The organism is Erythrobacter sp. S43 (genome assembly GCF_057364955.1).
Genome location: NZ_CP200285.1, coordinates 2193458 through 2215456 on the forward strand (window position 1 = coordinate 2193458; position 21999 = coordinate 2215456).

The window sequence follows — 21999 nt, forward strand, 5'->3', positions numbered from 1 at the left end:
CTATTAAAAACAATAGTTAATCAGTTATTCCCGTAATTTCCCGCAAAAACCCCTTTTCTCCCCGCTGTAAGCCGGATAATACCGTCTTCCATCAAACATGCCGGTTTGTGTCGTGTCGCCATTGGGGGCGGCGCGCTGCCCGCGTTCGCGCGCAGGCGGCGGCGCAGAAGGCGTGTCTGAAATGGGTGTCGGCGCAAGGGAGTTACGCCGGGAGCAAACGGGTCAAAGGGGAGTGCAACGCGTGTCTGCGTTCGGAGGATATAGTGGCCAAGCCTATTCGCCCGCGGGCGATAAGGGCCGCTTTGTCCTGCCCACCGACTTCCGCAAGGCTGTGAAGGAAAGCTCCGGCGGCCAGCGTATTCTTTGCTTGGCCAAGCACGATCGCTGGAAGTGCCTCGTTGGCTTCGGCCTGTCGCGCGAAGTTGAGCTTGAAGCGCAGCTGGATCGCGAAGAGCAAAACGCACTCACAGCTGGTAAGGACTTCGATCGCGATCTGCGCGCGATGAGCCTCTTCGGCTACAAAAAACTCGGCTTTGACGAGAGCGGACGTTTCATCATGCCCGAGAACCTGCGCAAACGCGCGGTGATCGAAGATGGCCTATTCTTCCACGGCGCGGGCAAGTTCTTCACGGTGTGGAGCCCGGCGCAGCTCGATCACATGCCGGAGCAGTGGGAAGACCTTCAGGCTGCTTGCGAAGATTTGGTCGCCGAAGTGGCGGCGAAAGCCGCGAAGAAAGGCGGTCGCAAATGACCGCGCCGCATATTCCCGTCCTGCTTGATGAAGTGATTGCTGCCATCGCGCCTGCCGCTGGCATGTCTGTTGTCGACGCGACCTTTGGCGCTGGTGGATACACCGCTGCGCTGCTTCAAACGGGTGCGCGCGTATACGCTTTTGACCGCGACCCCAATGCGATCCGCGATGGTGCGGCCATGGTGGACGCGCACCAAGGCAATCTGTCTCTTCATCAGCGCCGCTTTTCAGAGATGGCAGACGAGCTGGCCTCGCTTGGTGTGCCAAGTGTCGATGCGGTCGTCATGGATATCGGCGTATCTTCGATGCAGCTGGATCAGGGTGAGCGCGGCTTTGCGTTTTCCAATGATGGTCCGCTCGATATGCGCATGAGCCAGGACGGTGAAAGCGCGGCGGATTTCCTCAACACTGCCGACGAAGCCGCCATTGCCGACGTGCTTTATGAATATGGCGAAGAGCGTCAGTCGCGCCGCGTTGCCCGTGCCATCGTGGCTGCGCGCCCGATCGAGACAACCGGCGAGCTCGCCCGCGTGGTCCGCAAGGCGCTGGGCCACAAGCCGCATGACAAGAAAGACCCTGCGACCCGCACGTTTCAGGCGGTGCGCATCCATGTGAATGATGAACTGGGTGAGTTGCGTACTGGTCTTGCTGCAGCCGAGACGCTGCTGCGCGAAGGTGGCGTGCTGGCCATCGTCAGCTTCCACAGTCTTGAAGACCGCATCGTCAAACGCTTCCTGAAAGAGGCATCGGGCGCCGGCCGTGCCGTCTCACGCCACTTGCCCGGCGAAATGCCCGGTCCGCCGCCGGTCTTCACCAAAGTCTCCAAAGCGATCCGCCCGACTGAGGCAGAGATCGCCCGCAACCCGCGCTCGCGTTCCTCAATCCTGCGCTACGCAATCCGCACAAGTGCTTCAGCTAGGGAGATCGCAGCATGATGGTCACCGGTTCCCGTATGCGCCAGATCGGCTGGCTTGCATCAGTTGGCTTGTGCGTGGGCATCTTCGCAGTGCTCAGCTTCAATGTGCATGCGGTGAAGAGCGAAGTTCTGCTGGCCGAGCGCAAGATCGTTTCTTTGGAGCGTGAGACCAAGCTGCTCGAAACCGAATTCCAAACGCGCGCGAGCCAGCGACAGCTAGCGGCGTGGAATGCGGTCGAATTCGGATATGAAGCGCCGCGCGCCGACCAATACATCGATGGCGAGCGGCAGTTGGCCAAGCTTGGACAACCCGCATCCCCTGATGCGCCCGCACCTATCCGCGTTGCACGTGCAGATATTCCGGCTCAGGCTGGCCAAAGCTCCGCCGCCGAGCCGCGCAAGGAAATGGTTTCGCCGATTTCTGGCGAGGCGATCACTCTAGTCGCTGCGCAAGTTGAGCGAGACGCGGGTTCGACCTTCACAGATGCCTTTGGCGATTTCCTCGTCGAAGCGTCGCCAATTCGAGCAGCGCAAGCGCAAACTCCGGGTGAGGCTCCTGAATGAGCACATATGCCGACCGGACTGCTCTGCCCCTTGGGCGAGTGCGTCTGGTCCACATGCGATACAAATCGCTGCTCACCGCGCGCTGGAGGGTCCTTTGGATCGCCATCGTCTTTGCCGCGGTCGCAGCGCTCGCCATTCTTCGCGTTGCTTATCTGGGGTTTGCGGGTGAAGCGCCCACGCGCAGCAGCTTGGCCGAACAATTGCTGCCTCCGCGCGGCGAAATCACTGACCGGAATGGCGCTCCGCTGGCGCGTGCATTCCCCGCCTATGCGCTGTGGTTTGATCCCAAGGCGATGGGCGATGAGGGCAATCCTCTCGTGCGTTCGCCTGCAGAGGTTGCTGCCCAGCTGAAGAGCATCTTCCCGGATATGGACGAGACGCGCACTGCGAGCCGCCTATCATCTGGCCGAGCGGGTTATTTGCGTCGCCGTGTCCTGCCTGAAGACGCAAACAAAGTGTTTGAAATGGGCGAGATTGCGCTGCAATTCCCGCAAGAGAATGACCGCCACTATCCGCAAGGGAGCCTCGGTGCGCATGTCATGGGATATGTGGTCGAAGGCGAGGGCGGCCGTTTGGGCATGGAGCAAGTGCTTGAGGAACAACTAAGCGCCGAAGAGACCCGCTCAGATTCCTTCGCCCTTTCAATCGATGTTCGCGCTCAGGGCGCACTTGAAGAAGAGCTGCGTCGCGGCATGCTTAGCACCAACGCCATTGGCGCGGCTGGCATTGTTCTGGATGTTGATAGCGGCGAAGTCCTTGCCATGGCTTCGCTGCCAGATTTTGATCCCAATATCGTGGGTGCGCAGGGCGCCAAGAACGAGTTCAACCGCGCGACCAATGGCGTTTACGAGCTGGGTTCGACATTCAAGCCGCTAACTGTCGCCGCCGCAATTGATGCTGGCGTGATCAAGGACCTTTCCAAGCCTTGGAACGCCAAACCGGTTGAAATCGGCAAGCGCACGATCAAGGATCAAGGTTCCAAAGGGAACTGGCTCAACATCCCGCAGGCGCTGGCCTATTCATCCAACACCGTAACCGCGCGTGTTGCCGACCAACTGGGTGCGGAACGGATGCAGCAGATGCTGATCGATCTGGGCATGAAAGAGCGCCCATACATCGAACTGCCCGCCCGCGGTAAGCCGCTATGGCCGCAAGACCCGAACAACCGCCACACCAATATGGTGATCGGCTACGGGCACAGTCTTTCGGTGACGCCACTGCACCTAGCAAGCGCCTATGCTGCGATGGTCAATGGCGGCATTTGGCGTCCGGCGACATTGCGTAAGTTGGATGCGGCGGATGTGCCGCGCGGGAAACGCGTGTTCAAGGCCTCAACATCGGCCCGCATGCGTCAAATGCTGCGCATGATCTCGCTCTACGGCACGGGGAAAACCGCCGATGCCAAGGGTTTCCGCGTGGGCGGCAAAACCGGTTCGGCTGAAAAGGCGCGTCGCGGTGGCTATGCCAAGACGTCGTTGATCTCTTCCTTTGCTTCGGCCTTTCCGATGGATCGCCCGCGCTATGTCGTCGTCGTCATGGTCGACGAACCACGCGGCACCAAGGCCAGCAAAGGTCAGCGTACCGCCGCATATACCGCCGCACCAGTCGTCGGACGACTGGTTCCGCGCATCGCTCCGATGCTGGGTGTGCGTCCCGACAATGAACGCGATGTCGATATCAGCGACCTGCGTTACCTGATGGAGGGCAAGAAGTGAGGCTTGCCACGCTGGCAGAGCGTGCGGGCATTGCTTGCTCCGATGCTGCCGAAACCTCTGTGACCGGGTTCGCCATCGACCACCGCAAAGTCGCGCCTGGTACGGTATTTGGCGCTTTTCGCGGCGCGAAATTTAACGCTGAGGACTTTATCCCTGCCGCCATTGAATCGGGTGCCGTGGCGGTTGTCGCCAGCCGTGAAGCGAGCGTTGAAGGCGCTATCCACATTGCCAGCGATGAGCCGCGCCGTGCATTTGCCTTGCTCGCCGCCCAGTTCTTCACACCCGTGCCGCAGACCATTGTCGCGGTCACCGGAACCAATGGCAAAACCTCCACCGCAGAGATGACGCGCCAGATCTGGCGCATGTGCGGTGAGCGTGCGGCGAGCATCGGGACATTGGGCGTGACTACGCCGGACGGCAGCGTATCCACTGGCCTCACAACGCCCGATATCGTCACGTTCCTGTCGAATATGAGCGGGCTGGCGCGTGAAGGTGTGACGCATGTCTCTTACGAGGCGTCGAGCCATGGCCTTTCGCAATTCCGCAATGAAGGGCTGCGCGTTGCCGCCGGTGCTTTCACCAATTTCAGCCGCGATCACCTCGATTATCACGGCACGATGGACGAATATTTCGCCGCGAAAATGCGCCTGTTCGACGAAGTGGTCGATGATGGAGCGCCGGCGATCATCTGGGACGGCGGAGACAATAGCGAGTGGACCCGCCGGGCCATCGAACATGCGGCCAAACGAGGTCTGCATGTTCGCGTGGTTGGGTCGCCCACTGGCGAAGGGGACGCGTTCCTCCGTCTTACTGCCCGCGAGGCGACCCAGCTGGGCCAGACCCTGATCGTGGAATTCGACGGCGACGCGCGCAATATCAAGCTGCCGCTGATTGGAGCCTATCAGGCTGCAAATGCTCTGTGTGCGGCGGGCCTTGCGCTCTCGACGGGCGCGGACGCTTCGCAGGTTTTCGACGCGGTTGGCCGCTTGCAGCCGGTGCGCGGCCGACTGGAACGCGCGGTGATTACGCCGAAGGGTGCACCGGTTTATATCGATTACGCGCACACGCCTGACGCGCTCGACGCGGCGATGGAAGCATTGCGACCGCACGTGGACGAAAGGCGCGATGGAAAGCTCATTCTGGTTTTCGGGGCAGGCGGCGACCGCGACGGAGGCAAGCGGTCTGCTATGGGCTTAGCCGCTGCCGAAGGCGCTGAGACAGTAATTGTCACTGACGACAATCCCCGTGGCGAGAGCGCCGAGAAAATTCGTGAAGCCGTTCAAAGCGGGTTTGCAGAAATGGGCGCGGGTTCTCGAATGGTGGCTGGATTTGAGATCGGCGACCGCCGGAATGCAATCGCCAAGGCAATAGGCCTGGCTGGCGAACACGACATTATTCTCGTGGCAGGCAAAGGCCACGAGCAAGGACAGATAATCGGGGCGGGAGAGAATATGCGGGTTTTGCCGTTTGATGATGTGCAGGTGGCGCGCGAATGCGCTGCCGAGGCGGCACAAGGAGCCAGTGCATGAGTGCGCAACCCAAATCGCATCCACTGCTTAAGGCGTGGCCGCTCGAAACGCGCGACCGTTTGCCGCTGCCGCTGTGGTCCTCGGCTGAGATTGAGGCTGCAACGGGCGGCGTTGCGTCACACCAGTTTCAGGCCGCTGGCGTTGAGATGGACTCACGCGATGTGCGTGCTGGAGACTTATTCGTCGCCCTGAAAGGCGAAGCGATGGACGGACACAAGTTCCTGCCGCAAGCTTTCGCTGCCGGTGCCGTCGCTGCCATCACAGATCGTCCGGTCGACTTCCCACACGTGCTGGTGGAAGACACAACCAAGGCGCTGCACGATCTCGCTCACTTCGCGCGTGACCGGGCGAATGCGGTGCGCATTGCGGTTACCGGCTCGGTCGGCAAAACGGGCGTCAAAGAGGCTATCTTCAACGCGCTCGACCGTGCCAGTCGCGGTGCCTCGCATCGCAGCGTGCGCAGTTACAACAACCATGTCGGTGTGCCGCTTAGCCTGGCGCGTCTTCCTGCCCGTGCACGTTACGGCGTGTTCGAAATGGGCATGAATCACGAAGGTGAAATCGCGCCGCTCTCGGCTCATGTCCGCCCCAATGTTGCGCTGATCACGACGATTGCACCTGCTCACATCGAAAACCTTGGCAGTATGGAAGCCATCGCGGACGAGAAAGCGCTGATATTCACCGGACTTGTTGAGGGCGGCACTGCGATCATCCCCGCAGACAGCGATTACACTGATCGGATGGTTGAACGCGCCAAAGCGTTGGGCGTGAAGGTGGTCACTTTTGGTAAGAGCAAAGACGCCGATGTGCGCCTGCTCGATGCCATCCCGCGCGAACATGGCGGCTCGCTTATCACCGCCGATCTGGGCGACACCCGCCTTTGCTACACCATTGCGGAGCCCGGTGAACACTGGATCACCAACTCGCTTGGCGTCATGGCGGCAGTGCGTGCGGCAGGCGGCGATTTAGCCGCAGCGGGCCTCGCATTGGCCGAGATGGGTGGTCTGAAAGGACGCGGAGCGCGGTTCAACATTCCGGCAGTCGGCGGCAAGGCTTTGCTGATTGATGAAAGCTACAATGCCAACCCAGCTTCGATGCGTGCGACGCTCAAGCAATTGGGCCAGACACCGGCGCATCAGCGGGTGGTTGTGCTGGGCACAATGGGCGAGCTTGGCGACTTCGCAGACCGTTTCCACCGCCAACTTGCTGAACCGATCAGAGATGCCAATGTCGACCACGCAATCCTCGTGGGCGAAGGCATGCGCGCCCTCGCGGCAGAATTGGGGAAAGACGGCGCAGATTCGCTTGGCATTCCCCCGAGCTTCGCGCATTGCGAAGACGCTGCCGGGGCGATCAGGGAGTTGGAAGAATTTGGTTTGACCAACGGCGACGCCGTTCTTGTCAAAGGCTCCAATTTCATGGGTCTTGGCGCGTTGGTGAAACACTTTACGAGCGCCCCCGGATAAGCGGGCGAAGGGATCTGAATGCTTTACCTCCTCGCCGAATGGATGGGCTTTGAAGGCATTTTCAATCTGGTGCGTTACCAGAGCTTTCGTGCCGGTGCGACGCTGGTCACTGCGCTGTTTATCGGCCTGACGATCGGTAAGCCGTTTATCGACATGCTGCGCGTGCGTCAGGGCAAGGGACAGCCGATCCGCGAAGACGGTCCGCAAAGCCACCTTGCCAAGCGCGGCACGCCGACGATGGGCGGTCTGATGATCATCATCGCGCTCTCTTTGTCGCTGTTGCTTTGGATGGATCTGCGCAATCCGCTGGTATGGGCCTGCATCGCGGTGACTTTGGGCTTTGCCTTGATCGGCTTCCTCGATGACTACGACAAGGTCGCCAAGAACAGCACCGCGGGCGTATCGGGCAAAGTGCGCCTGATTGCGGAGTTCATTGTCGCTGGCATCGCGTCTTACATCATTGTCAGCCAGATCAGCACGGACCTCTATGTGCCGTTCTTCTCCGACGTGCAGATCCCGCTTGGGCCGTTCTACTACGTCTTTGCCGCCTTTATCATTGTCGGGTTCGGCAATGCGGTGAACCTGACCGACGGGCTTGATGGCCTTGCGGTTATGCCTGTGATCATTGCTGCGGGTACCTTCGCGATTATCGCCTATCTCGTTGGTCGCCCTGACTTCAGCGAATATCTCGGCATTCCGCATGTGGTGGGCGCGGGAGAGCTGGCGATCTTCTGCGCGGCTATCATGGGCGGGGGATTGGCCTTCCTGTGGTTCAACGCTCCGCCAGCGGCGGTGTTTATGGGCGACACGGGCAGCCTTGCTTTGGGCGGCGCATTGGGCGCGATCGCTGTGGCGAGCCATCACGAGATTGTGTTGTTGGTTGTCGGCGGATTATTCGTCGCTGAAACGGCCAGCGTCATCATTCAGGTTTTCTGGTTCAAGCGGACGGGCAAGCGCATCTTTCGCATGGCACCGATCCACCACCATTTCGAACAGCTCGGTTGGAGCGAGAGCAAGGTTGTGATCCGGTTCTGGATCATCTCCATCGTCCTCGCCATGGCGGGGCTGGCGACGTTGAAACTGAGGTAGCCGCGAACACGCCATGATCACCTCACGCGCCTTTGCCGGAAAACGCTACGCCGTCCTCGGCCTGGCGCGATCGGGCGCGGCGACTGTCGAGGCGCTGCTGGCAAGCGGGGCGGAAGTCACCGCATGGGACCGTCAAGAGGATACGCGCGCACCGTTTGAAGGGCGCTGCGACTTAGCCGATCCGCTGGAGATGGACCTGACGGGATTTGCCGGTGTGGTTGTATCACCCGGCGTTCCGCTGAACACACATCCGATCAAGCCGCATGCCGAGAAGTTTGGCGTGCCGGTGATCGGCGACATCGAATTGTTCGCGCTCGCCCGCGCTGATCTGCCGCCGCATAAGGTGGTGGGGATCACAGGAACCAACGGAAAATCGACCACGACCGCGCTGGTGCACCACATCCTGAAAACCGCAGGCGTGCCAACGACAATGGGCGGAAATATCGGTCTGCCCATTCTGGCGCAGGATCCTCTGCCAGAGGGTGGTGTGTATGTGCTGGAGCTGTCGAGCTACCAGATTGACCTGACCTATTCGCTTGATTGCGATGTGGCGGTGCTGCTCAACATCACGCCGGATCATCTGGATAGGTATGATGGTTTCGCGGCCTATGCCGCGGCAAAAGAGCGGTTGTTTGAGCTTCAGTCCGGATTCAATACTGCCATAATCAGTCGGGATGATCCTATCGCACGAGAGGTTGCCAACCGGCACCAGGGCAGGGTTCTGTTTGAGCCCAGCATGCACGATTTGGGCAATTTTGGTTTTTGGTTCGAAGAACATGGGACTGAAGGACGCATGCTGCCGCAACAAGCAGACTGGCCAGCTTTACAAGGACCGCATAACGCTCAGAATGTTGCCATAGCGGCCTCAGTCGCTTTTGTGTTTGACGTGTCTGAGGGCGAGCTGGAACAGGCTCTCCATACTTTCACCGGCCTCCCGCACCGCATGGAGCTTGTGAGCGAGGAAAACGGCGTCCTCTTCATCAATGACAGCAAGGCGACCAATCCGGACAGCACCGCGCCTGCGCTTTCGGCCTACCCGCCCGATCCCGCGATCAAAGGCGGTGCGCCGCGTGTGCATTGGATCGTTGGCGGGTTGCCCAAGGAAGACGGCCTCGGCGCTTGCGAAGCGCATCTTGATAACATTGCTGCTGCATACACTGTTGGCGAGGCGGGGCCTCGCTTTGCCGAATTGCTCGAAGGGCGCGTCCCGGTCGTCGAGCGCAGCGAATTGATCTGTGAGGCAGTGCGCCGCGCCCGCGAAGTCGCGCTGCCCGGTGAAGTCGTTTTACTCTCACCTGCATGCGCCAGCTTTGACCAGTTCCGCGATTACGAAAAACGCGGCGAGCATTTCCGTTCGTTGGTCGGCGTCATCTGCGAAGGCGCGGATTGCTCAGCATCGCAGCATCCGGAGGATAGAGCCGCATGAGCATTCAGGGCACCTACTCCCAGCCGCGCGGCGATGCGACGTTCCACGCGCCTGTGCCCGTGCGCCGCGCATGGCGCGAGCGCGTACGTGTATGGTGGCGTGAGATCGACAAGATTCTGCTGTGCCTCATCATCCTGTTGATGCTGATGGGTACGGCTGCGGTGGTCTCGGCCTCACCCGCAACCGCCAGCTTCCTCTCTACAGCCGAGGTGCAACTCGACGAGTTCATGTTCCTCAAGCGTCATGTCGTGTGGCAGGCGATGGGGCTGTGCGTGATGATCGGGTTGTCCTTCCTGACGCGTGAAGAAGCGCGAAGGATCGGCATTATCGTCGGCGCGATCATGTTCCTGCTCTTGTTCCTCGTTCCGATTATCGGATTCGAGCGAAACGGCGCGCGGCGCTGGATCGAGATCGGCATGTCGCTGCAGCCCAGCGAATTCCTGAAACCCGGCTTTGCGATCATCCTTGCATGGATGCTCAGTTGGCGCGTTCGCGATCCTAATCTGCCTGTGCTCGGCTATGCGACGCTGGCGGTGACGATTGTCGCGGCGCTGCTCATGATGCAGCCCAACTTGGGTGAGACGATCCTGTTTGCCGGAATCTGGTTTGTGATGATCCTGCTTTCCGGCGTGTCGGTCCAGAAGATCACTTTGCTCGTTGGCTCGGGGCTGGGTGGGCTGACTGCGGCCTACTTCCTTTATGACAACGCGCGGCACCGGATCGACAGCTTCCTTGGCGGTGGCACCGCTTTCGACCAGGTGGACCTCGCCTATCGCACGCTTCTGTCCGGCGGATGGAGCGGCAGCGGGTTGTGGCTTGGCATTCGCAAGATGAACCTGCCCGAGGCGCATACGGACTACATCTTCTCGGTTATCGGGGAAGAGTTTGGTCTGCTGATCTGCGCGCTCATCATTATCCTTTATCTCGCGATTGTCGCTCGGGTGCTGGTGCGGCTGGCGAATGAGGACAATCTGTTCGTCCTTCTTGCAGGGGCGGGTCTGATCACCCAATTCGGCGCGCAGGCCTTCATCAACATCATGGTCAATCTGAAGATGTTCCCATCAACGGGTATGACGCTTCCCTTGATCAGCTATGGCGGCTCTTCGACGCTGGCAGTGTGCTTCACGATTGGGCTATTGCTGGCGATCACCCGTCGTAACCCGTTCCTTGAGCGGGACGCGGGAGGGATCAAATCGATTTTCGAGCGCTCGCAAAACGGGCCTCAGGAGGAACGCTGATGAACAGCGAAACACAGCAGCATGTTGCTAGCGGCGCCAGCCGCCACTTCGTGCTGGCCGCCGGGGGCACAGGCGGGCACTTGATCCCCGCCTTTGCGCTGGCGACAGAGCTTGAGGCGCGTGGGCACCACGTGGCGCTGATCACCGATGAGCGCGGGGCGAATATTCCGGGCAAGCCGGACAGCCTGACCGCGCATGTTCTGCCCGCAGGCCGGTTCGGCAAGAACCCGTTGCGCTGGATCGGCGGTGTGCGCGCCGTGCTCGAAGGTCGCAATATGGCGCTGCGCTTGTTTGAGAGCTTTGAACCCACCGCCGTTATCGGCTTCGGCGGCTATCCCGCGCTGCCAGCATTGCTCGCATCGACCGGTGCCGGCATTCCGAGTGTGGTGCACGAGCAAAACGCAGTTCTGGGCCGTGTGAATCGCCTGCTTTCCGGTCGGGTCGACGCGATTGCGACTTCGTATGAGAAGGTTGATCGCCTCAAGTCCAAGCATGCCGACAAGGTCCATCTGGTTGGCAATCCCGTGCGCGAAGAAGTGCTTGCCTTACGCGATGAGGATTTTCCCGAGCTGACCGAAGACGGCCTGTTCCGCGTGCTTGTTACTGGCGGCAGTCAGGGCGCGAACATCTTGTCTGAAGTCGTGCCCGATGGTCTCGCCATGCTGCCCGATCCGCTGCGTCAGCGCCTTCAAGTGACGCAGCAATGCCGGCCTGAAGATATCGATGCCGTGCGCGAGCGTTATTCGAGCCACGACATTCCGGCGGAGCTTGGCACCTACTTTGAAGACATGAATGAGCGGCTGGCCGATACGCATCTTTTTATCGGACGTGCAGGCGCTTCAACCATCGCGGAGATCACCGCTGTCGGACGCCCTGCAATTCTGATCCCGCTGCCGATTGCGACAGACGACCATCAGGCGGCGAACACCCGCGAAGTCACCAAAGCAGGTGGTGCGCGGATGATCCGTCAGGACAATTTCACGTCCAAGGAACTGGCCAAACAGATTCAGGCGATGGCGCAGAAGCCAGGCAGCCTTTCTAACGCCGCGCATGGCGCATGGAATTGCGGGCGACCCGACGCGGCCAAGGATCTGGCTGATTTGGTTGAGACACTGGGCGGGATCGACCTGATGGATGTAATCCGCGTCGGCGAAACGTCTCCGCGCGCGGCGCAAAAGGCGACCAAAGCCGAAACCGCAACGCGGGACACCCATGAGGATACGCCAGCGTGAAGGGTGTCGGAACCGATATTGGGACGATCCACTTCGTCGGCATTGGCGGCATAGGCATGTCCGGCATCGCCGAGGTGATGCATAACCTTGGCTATTCTGTGCAAGGCTCAGACATCGCCGAAGGGGCGAGTGTAGAGCGACTGCGCAAACGCGGTATCACGGTCCATATCGGGCACGAGCGCACCAATGTTGAGGGTGTGGCCGTGGTGGTGACCTCTACTGCGGTTCGCCGGACCAACCCCGAGGTTGAGTTCGCTCTCGAAAACCGCATTCCTGTAGTACGTCGTGCTGAGATGCTCGCCGAACTCATGCGCCTCAAATCGACGATCGCGGTCGCTGGCACCCACGGAAAAACTACGACGACCAGCATGGTCGCCGCGCTGCTGGACAAGGGTGATGTTGACCCGACCGTCATCAATGGCGGGATTATCGAACAATACGGTTCCAATGCGCGATTAGGCGATAGCGACTGGATGGTGGTTGAGGCCGACGAGAGCGACGGCAGCTTCCTGCGGCTCGACGGCACTATTGCTGTGGTGACCAATATCGATCCCGAGCACCTTGATCACTACGGTGATTTTGACGTGCTCAAGAAGTCGTTCGTGGAGTTCATTCACAATGTCCCATTCTACGGCGCGGCGATCCTGTGCGTCGATCACCCAGAAGTTCAGGCGGTGATCGGGCAGGTGCGCGATCGCAAAGTCGTAACTTACGGGTTCTCGCTTCAAGCCGACATTTGCGGGATCAACATCCGTCCGCATGACGGCGGAAACATGTTTGACGTGATCGTGCGCCAGCGCGGCGAGGAAGACCGCCGGATTGAAGGTGTACATCTGCCGATGCCGGGGCGTCACAATGTGCAGAATGCTCTCGCCGCTATTGCTGTGGCGATAGAGATGGGCTGCTCGGATGAGGTTATCCGCGGCGGCTTTGGCAGCTTCACCGGTGTACGTCGCCGCTTCACCAAGGTCGGCTCGGTCGATCTCGGCGGCGCGAGCGTCAACATCATCGATGATTACGCGCACCACCCGGTTGAGATTCAAGCAGTGCTTGGCGCTGCCCGTGAAGCTGTGGGCGGCGAAAAGGGCCGCGTCCTCGCGGTGGCGCAGCCACACCGCTACACACGCCTGCGCGATCTGATGGAAGACTTCCAAAGCTGTTTCAATGAAGCCGATCAAGTCTTCGTGACGCCAGTCTATGAGGCCGGAGAAGCACCGATTGAGGGCGTTGATGCTGATGCTCTGGTGGCAGGCCTCAAATCACGTGGGCACCGCTCTGCCCAGACAATCGCTGATCAAAAGGCGCTCGCCGCCGCTCTGGCAGGCGAAATCAAGGCTGGAGACATCGTCGTATGTCTCGGCGCGGGGGATATCACCCGCTGGGCCGCTGGTCTGCAAGCCGCGATTGAATCAGAACGGGGCGCATGACTGGAATGGCACAGCACGGCGACTGGATGGATATGGACAACGGCATGGCTCCGACCTGCGCGGTGGAAGGCGATGCAGCGGCACCTGTGCCGATTGAGAGCGTGCGCGGGCGGCTGACCCAGAACGCGCCTTTGTCGAACTATGTCTGGTTCAAAAGCGGCGGCAATGCCGATTGGCTGTTCGAACCTGCGGATCTCGAAGACCTTAAGGGCTTCTGTGAGCGTTTGGATGGCAGCATTCCGGTCATGGCGCTTGGCGTCGGCTCGAACATGATCATCCGTGATGGCGGAGTGCCGGGTGTGGTGATCCGTTTGGGCGAGGCGTTTGATGAAGTCGAGATCACCGGCGAGACAACGCTCAAGGCAGGCGCTGGCGCACCTGCTGGCAAAGTCGCGCGTCGTGCGGCGCGGGCTGGCATTGAAGGGCTCACTTTCCTCAGCGGCATTCCCGGCTCGGTTGGCGGCGTCACCAAGATGAATGGCGGTTGTTATGGCCGCGAGACCTGCAACGTGCTGGTCGATTGTGATGTCATCATGCCCAATGGCGAATTCGTCACTTTGACGAACGCCGATCTGCAATATTCCTATCGCCACTCGGCGCTGCCCGAAGGCGCGATCGTGGTTGAAGTGCGCTTTGAGGGCGAGCCGGGCGATCCCGATACGATCAAGGCCGAGATGAAGGCCATCACCGAACAGCGCAAGAACTCGCAGCCGATCCTCAGCATGACGGGCGGATCGACCTTCAAAAACCCGCCAGGTCATTCGAGCTGGAAGCTCGTGGATGCGGCGGGCATGCGCGGATACAAGCACGGCGGCGCGCAGGTGAGCGAGAAGCACTGCAATTTCCTGATCAACACCGGCAACGCCACCAGCACCGATATTGAGGAGCTGGGCGAGCTGGTGCGCGAAAAGGTCTACGAGAATTCGGGCATTCAGCTTGAGTGGGAAATCAAACGGGTAGGGCGGCCGTGAGTATTGCCGCCACGTCATATACCCGTGTTCTTTTTGGAGGCATTCTTGCGGCGCTAGGATTTGCCTTACTCATGGCCTTGTTGGTGCTCAGCCTGGCATTCGGCCTGACCAATTTCGATATTCTTTCGGCGGCGCAACATGGCTCCTTTTTTGTGTCGATGTGTAGCTATGCCGCGCTTCTTGCTAGTCCGTTGATGATGTTCTTTGGTGCCGAGAGCGTTCGGAAGGGATTGCAAAAGTGAGCGACAACGCGCCTCTCCATGTCGCCGTCCTGATGGGCGGCTGGGCGAATGAACGCGAGGTTTCGCTTTCAAGCGGGGCCGGCATCGCTGACGCGCTGGAAATGAACGGTCACCGCGTGACGCCGATTGATATGGGCCGCGACGTCGCACAGCGCATTGCCGAGGCAAAGCCCGATGTGGTCTTCAACGCGTTACACGGTGTGCCGGGCGAGGATGGTAGCGTCCAAGGTATGCTCGATCTGATGGGCGTTCCCTACACCCATTCGGGCCTCGCCACGTCGGTGATCGCCATCGACAAGCAACTGACCAAACAGGCGCTCGTACCACATGGCATTCCTATGCCGGGCGGGCGCATTGTCGCAAGCGAAGAGCTTTACGAGCGCGACCCGCTGCCGCGTCCTTATGTCTTGAAGCCGGTCAATGAAGGCTCGTCCGTCGGCGTCGCCATCGTCACCGATGAAAGCAATTACGGCAATCCGATTGCGCGCGACACAGAGGGACCATGGCAGGAATTCGACGAACTGCTCGCCGAACCATTCATCAAAGGCCGTGAAATGACCACCGCTGTGATCGACGGACCCGATGGTCCCCGCGCACTCGGTGTGACCGAGCTGATCATCGAAAACGGCTTTTACGATTACGAGCACAAATACACCGAAGGCCGCACACAGCATGTGTGTCCGGCGCAAGTTCCGCCTGAAATCGCGGCGCTGTGCGAAGAGTATGCAGTCCGTGCACACCAATTGCTCGGCTGTCGTGGCACCAGCCGCACAGACTATCGCTGGGATGAGGAACTCGGCGAGAAGGGCTTGTATGTTCTTGAGACCAACACCCAGCCGGGCATGACCCCGCTTAGCCTTGTTCCTGAACAGGCCAAGCATGCAGGGATCAGCTATCCTGAGCTGGTAGAAATGATCGTGCGTGAGGCGCTGCGCGTCCATGCTGACAAGCGGGGCGGCGAAACGGCAAAGGAGGCGGCGAATGGCTAAAGTCAAACGCGGCGGAAAAGGCGTAAGGCGCGCGGCAAAGTCGCAAAGTCGGGCCGCGGGAGCGCGCCGGGCCAAGGCGAAAACCACCGGCTTCGTAGACAGCGCGATGGGCATTTTGCCTTTCACCGAAGAACAATGGAGCCGCATCTGGCTCGCCGCGATTATCGGCGGTGCAGTCGCGCTCGCATGGTTCGTGGCCAACCTAGCGGGCGTTCCGGCCATGGCGCAGGCGCAGGTTTCGCGCATTGCTGCTGATGCTGGTTTCGAGGTGCGCCATGTGCGCGTCACCGGCACGGACCGGATGGACGAACGACAGGTCTATGCCCGGGCATTGGCGCAGCGTGACCGGCCTATGCCTCAGGTCGATGTAGATGCCTTGCGCGAAGAATTGCTTGAGCTGCCATGGGTGAAAGACGCACGTGTATCGGTGCAGCTGCCCGAAACGCTCGCCATCGATATTGTCGAGCGCAAGCCGCATGCCGTTCTGGAGAAACCCAATCGGCTGGTGCTCATCGATGCGAGTGGTGTCGAGCTTGAGCCGATTTCTATGAAAAATGCGGGCGATAAGCTGCGCATTTCTGGCCCTGGATCGGCTAAGCAGGTCGCAGCGCTTGAGGAACTGCTCGCAAGCGCGCCCGCTCTCCGTCCGCAGATCGAAGCGGCCGAATGGCTCGGCAATCGCCGTTGGAACATCACATTCAAGACCGGACAGGTCGTGGCTCTGCCGGAAGGGGCGAAGGAGTCTGCCAGCGCTCTGGTTAAGTTCGCCAAGATGGATGGGCAGAACCGTCTTCTCGGCGGTCAGGTGGCTACGTTCGATATGCGGCTTCCCGACCGCGTCTTCCTGCGAGTGCCGGGTCGCGGCGATGCGATCGAATATGGCGGCGGCGCGATTGAGGGAGGCACTTGATGGCCAGCAAAGCGACCAACAACGCCAACCGCAAAGCTGCAGCGAAAGCGCGGCTCGCCAAAGTCTTCGGCGCGGTCAATATCGGTTCCTTCCGTATCTCGGCCATGATCATGGGCGAGACCGAAACCGGCGAGTTGGTCGTCCTGGGTTCGGGCCACCGCGCGAGCCAAGGGATAAAGCGCGGTTTCGTGACCGATATGAAGGCGGCAACCTACGCAATCCGTGACGCGGTTGAGCGGGCAGAGCGCAATGCCGGTACCAGTGTTCAAAGTGTCTGGGTCGCGTGCTCTGGCGCAGGCCTGAAGAGCCGAGTCTCTAAAGTTGAAATCGATATTGGCGGTCGGCGGATTGAAGAGGAAGATGTCGAGCATCTTCTGATAGCGGCACGCGATACGATACAACCCGATGGACGCACGGTGCTTCACGCTCAGCCTGCGCATTACACTCTCGATGGCGCACATGGGGTTGCAAACCCGCGGGGTCTCCATGCGGAGCGTCTAGGCGTGGATGTCCACGTCATGCTCGCTGATGGCGCGCCCGTGCGAAATCTGATGGAGGCGGTGCAAAGCGCCCACCTCGAAGTCGAAGCCATAGTGGCCGCGCCTCTTGCGTCCAGTTTTGCGTGCCTATCGCTCGAAGAACGTGAATTGGGCGTCGCATTGGTCGAAATTGGCAGCGATGTTACAAATGTTAGCGTTTTTGCGGCGGGCATGTTGTTGGGCCTGCACTCGATCCCGATGGGGTCAGGCGATATCACCGATGCGGTTGCCAGCGCCTTTGGTATCCGCCGGTTCCAAGCCGAGCGGCTGAAATGCGTTTCCGGTTCCGCCATCGCTTCACCCAGCGATCATCGCGAGATGATCCCAGTCAATGGGCCGAATGACGATGCGACAGGGCCAGTCGCGCGCGGAGCGGATGACAAGAACCGCATTCCCCGTGCCGAACTGGTTTCGGTCGTGACGCAGCATCTTTCTGAACTGACCCGAGAAATCGGCATCGCGCTGAAAGGTATGGGCTTTTCAGGAAAAGCTTCGGGGCAGGTTGTACTGACCGGTGGCGGCGCCGAGCTCGATGGTCTTGCAGAATTCACTCAGAGCGCGCTGGGATTGCCGGTCCGCATTGGCCGCACGCCAAGCCTCAAGGGCCTGCCAGAAGCGCACGCCACGCCCGGTTTCTCGACGCTAGCGGGACTTTGCCTTTATGCCGCAGAGGACCCTGTCGATATCCGATCTGTGGGTGCCCAGTATCGCAGAATGCAAGAAGTTAAGGGTCCAATGAATGCCCCGGCGGCAGTCAGCGGGCTGTTCAGAGCGTTCAAACAATATTTTTGAAGGAAGTAAGTCGTTGAACATTCATTAACCATGCACTGTGGATAAGGAGTTCAACACTATCAACGGCACACCCCTAATGTGTCACATAAGACAAGACGCAAAAGGTGGACGCACCGCGTCTGGAGGAAGAGCTCATGAGTATTAATATCGGCCCGGCTGCAACAGATGAATTGCGCCCCAAGATTACGGTGATCGGCATTGGCGGAGCGGGTGGCAACGCCATCTCCAACATGATCGCTTCGGAAATCGAAGGCGTCGACTTTATCGTCGCCAACACCGATGCGCAGGCGCTGAGCACCAGCCCTGCTGATAAGCGTATCCAGCTTGGTCCGGACATCACCGGCGGTCTTGGCGCGGGCGCGCGCCCTGAAGTGGGCAAGGCAGCGGCCGAAGAAACCGTGGCTGAGATTGAAGACGCGCTGGAAGGCGTCAATATGTGCTTCATCGCCGCGGGTATGGGGGGTGGCACCGGCACCGGCGCCGCACCTGTGATTGCGGAGGCCGCGCGGCGCAAAGGCGTGCTGACAGTCGGCGTTGTGACCAAGCCGTTCCTGTTTGAAGGCACGCGCCGGATGCGCGCCGCCGAGGCAGGGATCAAAGAGCTTCAGGACCACGTTGATACGTTGATTGTGATCCCGAACCAGAACCTGTTCCTGATCGCCAAGGCCGAAACGACTTTCAAAGAAGCGTTCGAGCTTGCCGATGAAGTTCTGCAGCAAGGCGTTCGTTCGATCACTGACCTGATGGTGATGCCGGGCCTCATCAACCTCGACTTTGCTGACGTGCGCTCTGTGATGAGCGAGATGGGCAAAGCGATGATGGGTACAGGCGAGGGCGAGGGCGAGAATCGTGCGCTCGATGCCGCTGAGCAAGCCATCGCTAACCCGCTGCTTGACGGCGTCAGCATGCAGGGCGCTAAGGGTGTTATCATTTCGATCATTGGCGGTGAGGACATGAAACTCCTCGAAGTCGATGAAGCTGCAAACCACATTCGCGAGCTTGTCGATGAAGATGCGAACATCATCTGGGGTAGCGCGTTCAACCCTGATCTCACCGGCAAGATCCGGGTCTCTGTGGTTGCAACCGGTATAGAGCCGGGCGCGCAAGGGGCGGCCGAAACAATCACGCCGGATGCCTTGTCTAGCGCACGTGCGCCGAAGCGCCCGGTCCTCGACTTAGGCGGTGAAGCCGATAGCTATGCAGCTCAAGCGGAAGCCGAAGCTGAAGTCGAAGAACCGATTACGTTGAGCGAACCGGTTGATTACGCCGAGCCCGAAGTCGCCGAGCCGCAAGCCTTCGAACCTGAATTCGAAGAAGAAGATGAAGAGCCAGAAGTCGAACCGTTTGACCTGAGTGGAATGCAAGCGGGCGACGACATGGGTGAAGAGGAAGATGATGTCGATGGCATCGTTGATCCGCTTGCTGGCCTTCGCGGCGCCGACGATGAAGACTTTGGTGCAGGCGATGCTGGCACGCTCGATCTTGGCGAAGAATATGCCGAGGAAACAGGTGGTGCCGAGGATCGCGCAGGAGCGGGTTCTGACGACCTGCTCGCCGATGCTGACCGCCTGTCGGAACGCAATGAACCTGTCGAAGCGAGCAATTCTGGCTCCGAGCCTACGCCTGCACCCGCACCTGCTCCAAGTAGCGGCGAACCCGATGCCGGCAGCGGCGGAGGTGGCAGCACACTGTTCGAGCGCATGGCAAACCTCTCGCGTTCATCCACTTCTGATGAGGATGGAGACGAGGACGACGAGGATGATGATGGCCCTGCGCTTTCCATCCCGCGCTTCCTCGGGCGTCAAAACAACCAGTAAGTCGATCCGAGAGACCGTTTCACTGGTCTCGGCCTGACCGACACAAAGCTGTATTCATCTTGCTATTCGCGTCGTTGGTCTAGCGCCAGCGGCGCGAATTGCTTATCTGTCTCTGCACCATGACAACGCTTCGCTATTTGCAGTTCGTTCTTCCTGTCTTGACGGTAGGTGCCGGGGCATTGGCTCCTGTATCGGTATCGGCGCAGAATACGACGTCTCGGCCGGTGGTACAGCCGCTCCCGTCCAGCGAAGTCCGTGACTTGAAGGAATCGTTGCGTGTGCTCGCGCGGAGTCCTCGCGATCTGAATGCACTCATCGACGCTGGGTATGCGTCTCTCAAAGTGCAGGATTTCGAAGCGGCCATCGGGTTCTTTGGCCGCGCAGAAGAAGTCTCTCCCGAACACCCACGCGTTAAAATGGGAAAAGCGGCCGTGTATCTGCGCTCCGGTCGACCGATCGAGGCACTGCAATTGTTTTCCGAAGCTGAGGCTGCCGGAGCATCAGCGAAAGACGTGCACAGCGATCGTGGGCTTGCCTACGATCTCGTCGGAGACCAGTTGCGGGCTCAGGCGCATTATCGCGAGGCGCTGCGCGAGACCCCTGGGGACAATGAAACCATCCGCCGTATGGCTCTGAGCCAGGCAATTTCGGGCAATGAAGACGCTTTCTCGAAGACTCTGCGCCCTTTGATCGACAAGCGCGACTTTCCTGCCTTTCGGTCGCAAGCATTCGGCTTGGCAATCTTGGGCGAGAATGACCGCGCTAAGGCTGTGACTGAAGCAGTCATGCCTGCTGATCTCGCGCGCCGGATTGTCCCTTATCTCGGATATATGCCGCGCCTGACCAAGGCACAGCAGGCGGCAGCCGCAAACCTGGGTATTTTCCCTAGGGCCGCAGATATTGGCCGCGATGCTCCGGTGATTGCTCAATACACCAGCCAGGAACGGGCCGCCGAGGCCTCAACTGTGCTAGCCCGCAGCGCCAACAACCGGCTGGAGCCTTCGGGTGCACCGCTTGGCTCGACGACTACGACAACGTCGCGTCCAACCCCCAATCCGCGCAGGTCATTGGCTGGCCCGGGCTTCGATTTGAAGCAAAGTAACCCAACGGTGCGCGTAAACGTTCCAGCTGAAACGCCGGTGCGTGTGGCTCGCGGGGCGACGCCTGCGGCACAAACACCGCCGCCTGCCGCTTTGATTCCGGAGCCGGCTTCGAAACCTGTTGTGCAAGGTCGGCCAGTGGCAGCTTCCACACCACCTGTGGTCAAGCCCACGCCCGCCGCCGTACGCAAGCCTGCACCCAGTTTTGCCGATGCGTTTTCTGATTTGGGCGGTGCCGATACAAGCAAGGTGGCCGTGACCGGAGATGCAGTTGATATCAGCAAAATTGCCATCCGGCGCGAAGCAAAGCCGAAACCCAAGCCCAAACCAGAGCCAAAGAAGCCGGCAAACCCGCAGCGCTTCTGGGTGCAACTTGGCACGGCCAGTCAGGCCGATGGGCTGAAGTTCGACTGGCGCAGACTGTCTCGCAAAGAACCTGACCTGCTCGGTGGGCTGAAGGGGTACACTGCTCCGTATGGTGAGAAATATCGCCTGTTGGCTGGACCGGTCTCGTCGCGTCAGAAACGGGACGAGCTTGTCGGCGCCCTGACCAAGAAGGGCCTAGGTGTGCTTCCCTATACCAGTCCGGAAGGCACTGAAGTTAAAGCACTTAAATAGAAAATCGGGGCCATCCCCGACTTTCTGTGCACAAGCTTTGAACAAGCGAAAGCGGTTCTCCCCAGCCACCGAATGATCGCGCATTGCCAAGTTACATATTGGCAAGGCATCTCTTGCGTCATGTCACAAGGTCACCTCCCAAGATGATGCCGCGCGAACAAGAGTATGGCGTGCAGGATGATGCTGCACCGGTCGAAATGCTGGCTGCATTGTTCGAAGCGCGTGGATGGGCATGCGAAGTCTTGTCCAACGATGAAATGACCGGTGAAGTGCAGGGCAGCTGGGCGAATTATCAGCTGCGCGCGATCTGGCGCAGTGAAGACAATGTGCTTCAGTTTCTTTGCCTGCCGGACATTCGCGTGTCTGACGAGAAGAAGGCCAATGCCTATGAGCTGCTGTGCCTCGTGAATGAGCAGATGTGGCTGGGGCATTTTGATATCTGGTCGAACGGCGATGTGCTGCTTTACCGTCACGGCGCGCTGCTGGGCGATGACGGGCAGTTGAGCCTTTCACAGGCGCAGGCGCTGGTCGAAACGGCGATTGACGAATGCGACCGCTTCTATCCGGCGTTCCAGTTTGTGTTGTGGGGTGACAAGAGCCCGCGCGCGGCGCTGGATAGCGCCATGGTTGACGCAGCGGGCGAAGCCTAGTTGAAACGCCTCGCAACA

General features: G+C 59.9%; 19 protein-coding genes. All 19 read left to right on the forward strand.

The window, feature by feature from the left end:
* Nucleotides 1-241 precede the first annotated feature (241 nt).
* The 19 genes from AC0V6K_RS10700 to AC0V6K_RS10790 all read left to right on the forward strand — a co-directional run bounded on the left by AC0V6K_RS10700 (nucleotide 242) and on the right by AC0V6K_RS10790 (nucleotide 21981).
* A complete protein-coding gene (locus AC0V6K_RS10700; protein WP_472622067.1) occupies nucleotides 242-751 on the forward strand; it encodes a division/cell wall cluster transcriptional repressor MraZ in 510 nt (169 codons plus the stop codon).
* Entirely contained in the window at nucleotides 748-1686 is a 939-nt protein-coding gene (gene rsmH / locus AC0V6K_RS10705) for a 16S rRNA (cytosine(1402)-N(4))-methyltransferase RsmH (RefSeq protein ID WP_472622069.1), read from the forward strand. Before AC0V6K_RS10700 ends, rsmH begins: the two co-directional genes overlap by 4 nt.
* On the forward strand, nucleotides 1683-2231 hold the full coding sequence (locus AC0V6K_RS10710) for a hypothetical protein (RefSeq protein WP_472622071.1): 549 nt from the start codon (nucleotides 1683-1685) through the stop codon (nucleotides 2229-2231). Before rsmH ends, AC0V6K_RS10710 begins: the two co-directional genes overlap by 4 nt.
* Complete coding sequence (locus AC0V6K_RS10715) at nucleotides 2228-3946, forward strand: peptidoglycan D,D-transpeptidase FtsI family protein (RefSeq protein WP_472622073.1); 1719 nt, start codon at nucleotides 2228-2230, stop codon at nucleotides 3944-3946. The genes AC0V6K_RS10710 and AC0V6K_RS10715 overlap by 4 nt, the downstream gene beginning before the upstream one ends.
* On the forward strand, nucleotides 3943-5475 hold the full coding sequence (locus AC0V6K_RS10720; RefSeq protein ID WP_472622075.1) for a UDP-N-acetylmuramoyl-L-alanyl-D-glutamate--2,6-diaminopimelate ligase: 1533 nt from the start codon (nucleotides 3943-3945) through the stop codon (nucleotides 5473-5475). Before AC0V6K_RS10715 ends, AC0V6K_RS10720 begins: the two co-directional genes overlap by 4 nt.
* Nucleotides 5472-6941, forward strand: coding sequence for a UDP-N-acetylmuramoyl-tripeptide--D-alanyl-D-alanine ligase (locus tag AC0V6K_RS10725; RefSeq protein ID WP_472622077.1), 1470 nt, complete (start codon nucleotides 5472-5474; stop codon nucleotides 6939-6941). Before AC0V6K_RS10720 ends, AC0V6K_RS10725 begins: the two co-directional genes overlap by 4 nt.
* Before the next feature lie 18 nt (nucleotides 6942-6959).
* Nucleotides 6960-8030: a phospho-N-acetylmuramoyl-pentapeptide-transferase gene (gene mraY, locus AC0V6K_RS10730; protein WP_472622079.1), complete on the forward strand. Its 1071-nt coding sequence runs from the start codon at nucleotides 6960-6962 to the stop codon at nucleotides 8028-8030.
* Between the two features lie 13 nt (nucleotides 8031-8043).
* Complete coding sequence (gene murD, locus AC0V6K_RS10735) at nucleotides 8044-9456, forward strand: UDP-N-acetylmuramoyl-L-alanine--D-glutamate ligase (protein WP_472622081.1); 1413 nt, start codon at nucleotides 8044-8046, stop codon at nucleotides 9454-9456.
* Entirely contained in the window at nucleotides 9453-10694 is a 1242-nt protein-coding gene (locus tag AC0V6K_RS10740) for an FtsW/RodA/SpoVE family cell cycle protein (RefSeq protein ID WP_472622083.1), read from the forward strand. Before murD ends, AC0V6K_RS10740 begins: the two co-directional genes overlap by 4 nt.
* On the forward strand, nucleotides 10694-11926 hold the full coding sequence (murG, locus tag AC0V6K_RS10745) for an undecaprenyldiphospho-muramoylpentapeptide beta-N-acetylglucosaminyltransferase (RefSeq protein WP_472622085.1): 1233 nt from the start codon (nucleotides 10694-10696) through the stop codon (nucleotides 11924-11926). Before AC0V6K_RS10740 ends, murG begins: the two co-directional genes overlap by 1 nt.
* Nucleotides 11923-13353, forward strand: coding sequence for a UDP-N-acetylmuramate--L-alanine ligase (murC, locus tag AC0V6K_RS10750; RefSeq protein WP_472622087.1), 1431 nt, complete (start codon nucleotides 11923-11925; stop codon nucleotides 13351-13353). The genes murG and murC overlap by 4 nt, the downstream gene beginning before the upstream one ends.
* A gap of 5 nt (nucleotides 13354-13358) precedes the next feature.
* The gene (gene murB / locus AC0V6K_RS10755; RefSeq protein ID WP_472626118.1) at nucleotides 13359-14324 is read left to right on the forward strand and encodes a UDP-N-acetylmuramate dehydrogenase; all 966 of its coding nucleotides are present in this window, start codon (nucleotides 13359-13361) and stop codon (nucleotides 14322-14324) included.
* Nucleotides 14321-14566 carry a hypothetical protein gene (locus AC0V6K_RS10760; RefSeq protein ID WP_472622089.1) on the forward strand — a complete coding sequence of 82 codons (246 nt, stop codon included), beginning with the start codon at nucleotides 14321-14323 and terminating at the stop codon, nucleotides 14564-14566. Before murB ends, AC0V6K_RS10760 begins: the two co-directional genes overlap by 4 nt.
* Entirely contained in the window at nucleotides 14563-15555 is a 993-nt protein-coding gene (locus tag AC0V6K_RS10765; protein WP_486172635.1) for a D-alanine--D-alanine ligase, read from the forward strand. The genes AC0V6K_RS10760 and AC0V6K_RS10765 overlap by 4 nt, the downstream gene beginning before the upstream one ends.
* Nucleotides 15548-16465: a cell division protein FtsQ/DivIB gene (locus tag AC0V6K_RS10770; RefSeq protein ID WP_472622091.1), complete on the forward strand. Its 918-nt coding sequence runs from the start codon at nucleotides 15548-15550 to the stop codon at nucleotides 16463-16465. Before AC0V6K_RS10765 ends, AC0V6K_RS10770 begins: the two co-directional genes overlap by 8 nt.
* Complete coding sequence (ftsA, locus tag AC0V6K_RS10775; RefSeq protein ID WP_472622093.1) at nucleotides 16465-17796, forward strand: cell division protein FtsA; 1332 nt, start codon at nucleotides 16465-16467, stop codon at nucleotides 17794-17796. The genes AC0V6K_RS10770 and ftsA overlap by 1 nt, the downstream gene beginning before the upstream one ends.
* Before the next feature lie 134 nt (nucleotides 17797-17930).
* Nucleotides 17931-19613: a cell division protein FtsZ gene (gene ftsZ, locus AC0V6K_RS10780; RefSeq protein ID WP_472622095.1), complete on the forward strand. Its 1683-nt coding sequence runs from the start codon at nucleotides 17931-17933 to the stop codon at nucleotides 19611-19613.
* A gap of 119 nt (nucleotides 19614-19732) precedes the next feature.
* Nucleotides 19733-21331 (forward strand): tetratricopeptide repeat protein, encoded by a 1599-nt coding sequence (locus tag AC0V6K_RS10785; protein WP_472622097.1) that lies wholly within the window; start codon nucleotides 19733-19735, stop codon nucleotides 21329-21331.
* Between the two features lie 143 nt (nucleotides 21332-21474).
* Nucleotides 21475-21981 (forward strand): type III secretion system chaperone family protein, encoded by a 507-nt coding sequence (locus tag AC0V6K_RS10790; RefSeq protein ID WP_472622099.1) that lies wholly within the window; start codon nucleotides 21475-21477, stop codon nucleotides 21979-21981.
* The last annotated feature ends 18 nt before the right edge of the window (nucleotides 21982-21999 follow it).

Bases quoted from the DNA above. Each gene is read 5' to 3' on its own strand.
- rsmH (WP_472622069.1), top strand. From the start codon at position 748: ATGACCGCGCCGCATATTCCCGTCCTGCTTGATGAAGTGATTGCTGCC.
- AC0V6K_RS10710 (WP_472622071.1), top strand. From the start codon at position 1,683: ATGATGGTCACCGGTTCCCGTATGCGCCAGATCGGCTGGCTTGCATCA.
- AC0V6K_RS10715 (WP_472622073.1), top strand. From the start codon at position 2,228: ATGAGCACATATGCCGACCGGACTGCTCTGCCCCTTGGGCGAGTGCGT.
- AC0V6K_RS10725 (WP_472622077.1), top strand. From the start codon at position 5,472: ATGAGTGCGCAACCCAAATCGCATCCACTGCTTAAGGCGTGGCCGCTC.
- mraY (WP_472622079.1), top strand. From the start codon at position 6,960: ATGCTTTACCTCCTCGCCGAATGGATGGGCTTTGAAGGCATTTTCAAT.
- murD (WP_472622081.1), top strand. From the start codon at position 8,044: ATGATCACCTCACGCGCCTTTGCCGGAAAACGCTACGCCGTCCTCGGC.
- AC0V6K_RS10740 (WP_472622083.1), top strand. From the start codon at position 9,453: ATGAGCATTCAGGGCACCTACTCCCAGCCGCGCGGCGATGCGACGTTC.
- murG (WP_472622085.1), top strand. From the start codon at position 10,694: ATGAACAGCGAAACACAGCAGCATGTTGCTAGCGGCGCCAGCCGCCAC.
- murB (WP_472626118.1), top strand. From the start codon at position 13,359: ATGGCACAGCACGGCGACTGGATGGATATGGACAACGGCATGGCTCCG.
- AC0V6K_RS10770 (WP_472622091.1), top strand. From the start codon at position 15,548: ATGGCTAAAGTCAAACGCGGCGGAAAAGGCGTAAGGCGCGCGGCAAAG.
- ftsA (WP_472622093.1), top strand. From the start codon at position 16,465: ATGGCCAGCAAAGCGACCAACAACGCCAACCGCAAAGCTGCAGCGAAA.
- ftsZ (WP_472622095.1), top strand. From the start codon at position 17,931: ATGAGTATTAATATCGGCCCGGCTGCAACAGATGAATTGCGCCCCAAG.
- AC0V6K_RS10785 (WP_472622097.1), top strand. From the start codon at position 19,733: ATGACAACGCTTCGCTATTTGCAGTTCGTTCTTCCTGTCTTGACGGTA.
- AC0V6K_RS10790 (WP_472622099.1), top strand. From the start codon at position 21,475: ATGATGCCGCGCGAACAAGAGTATGGCGTGCAGGATGATGCTGCACCG.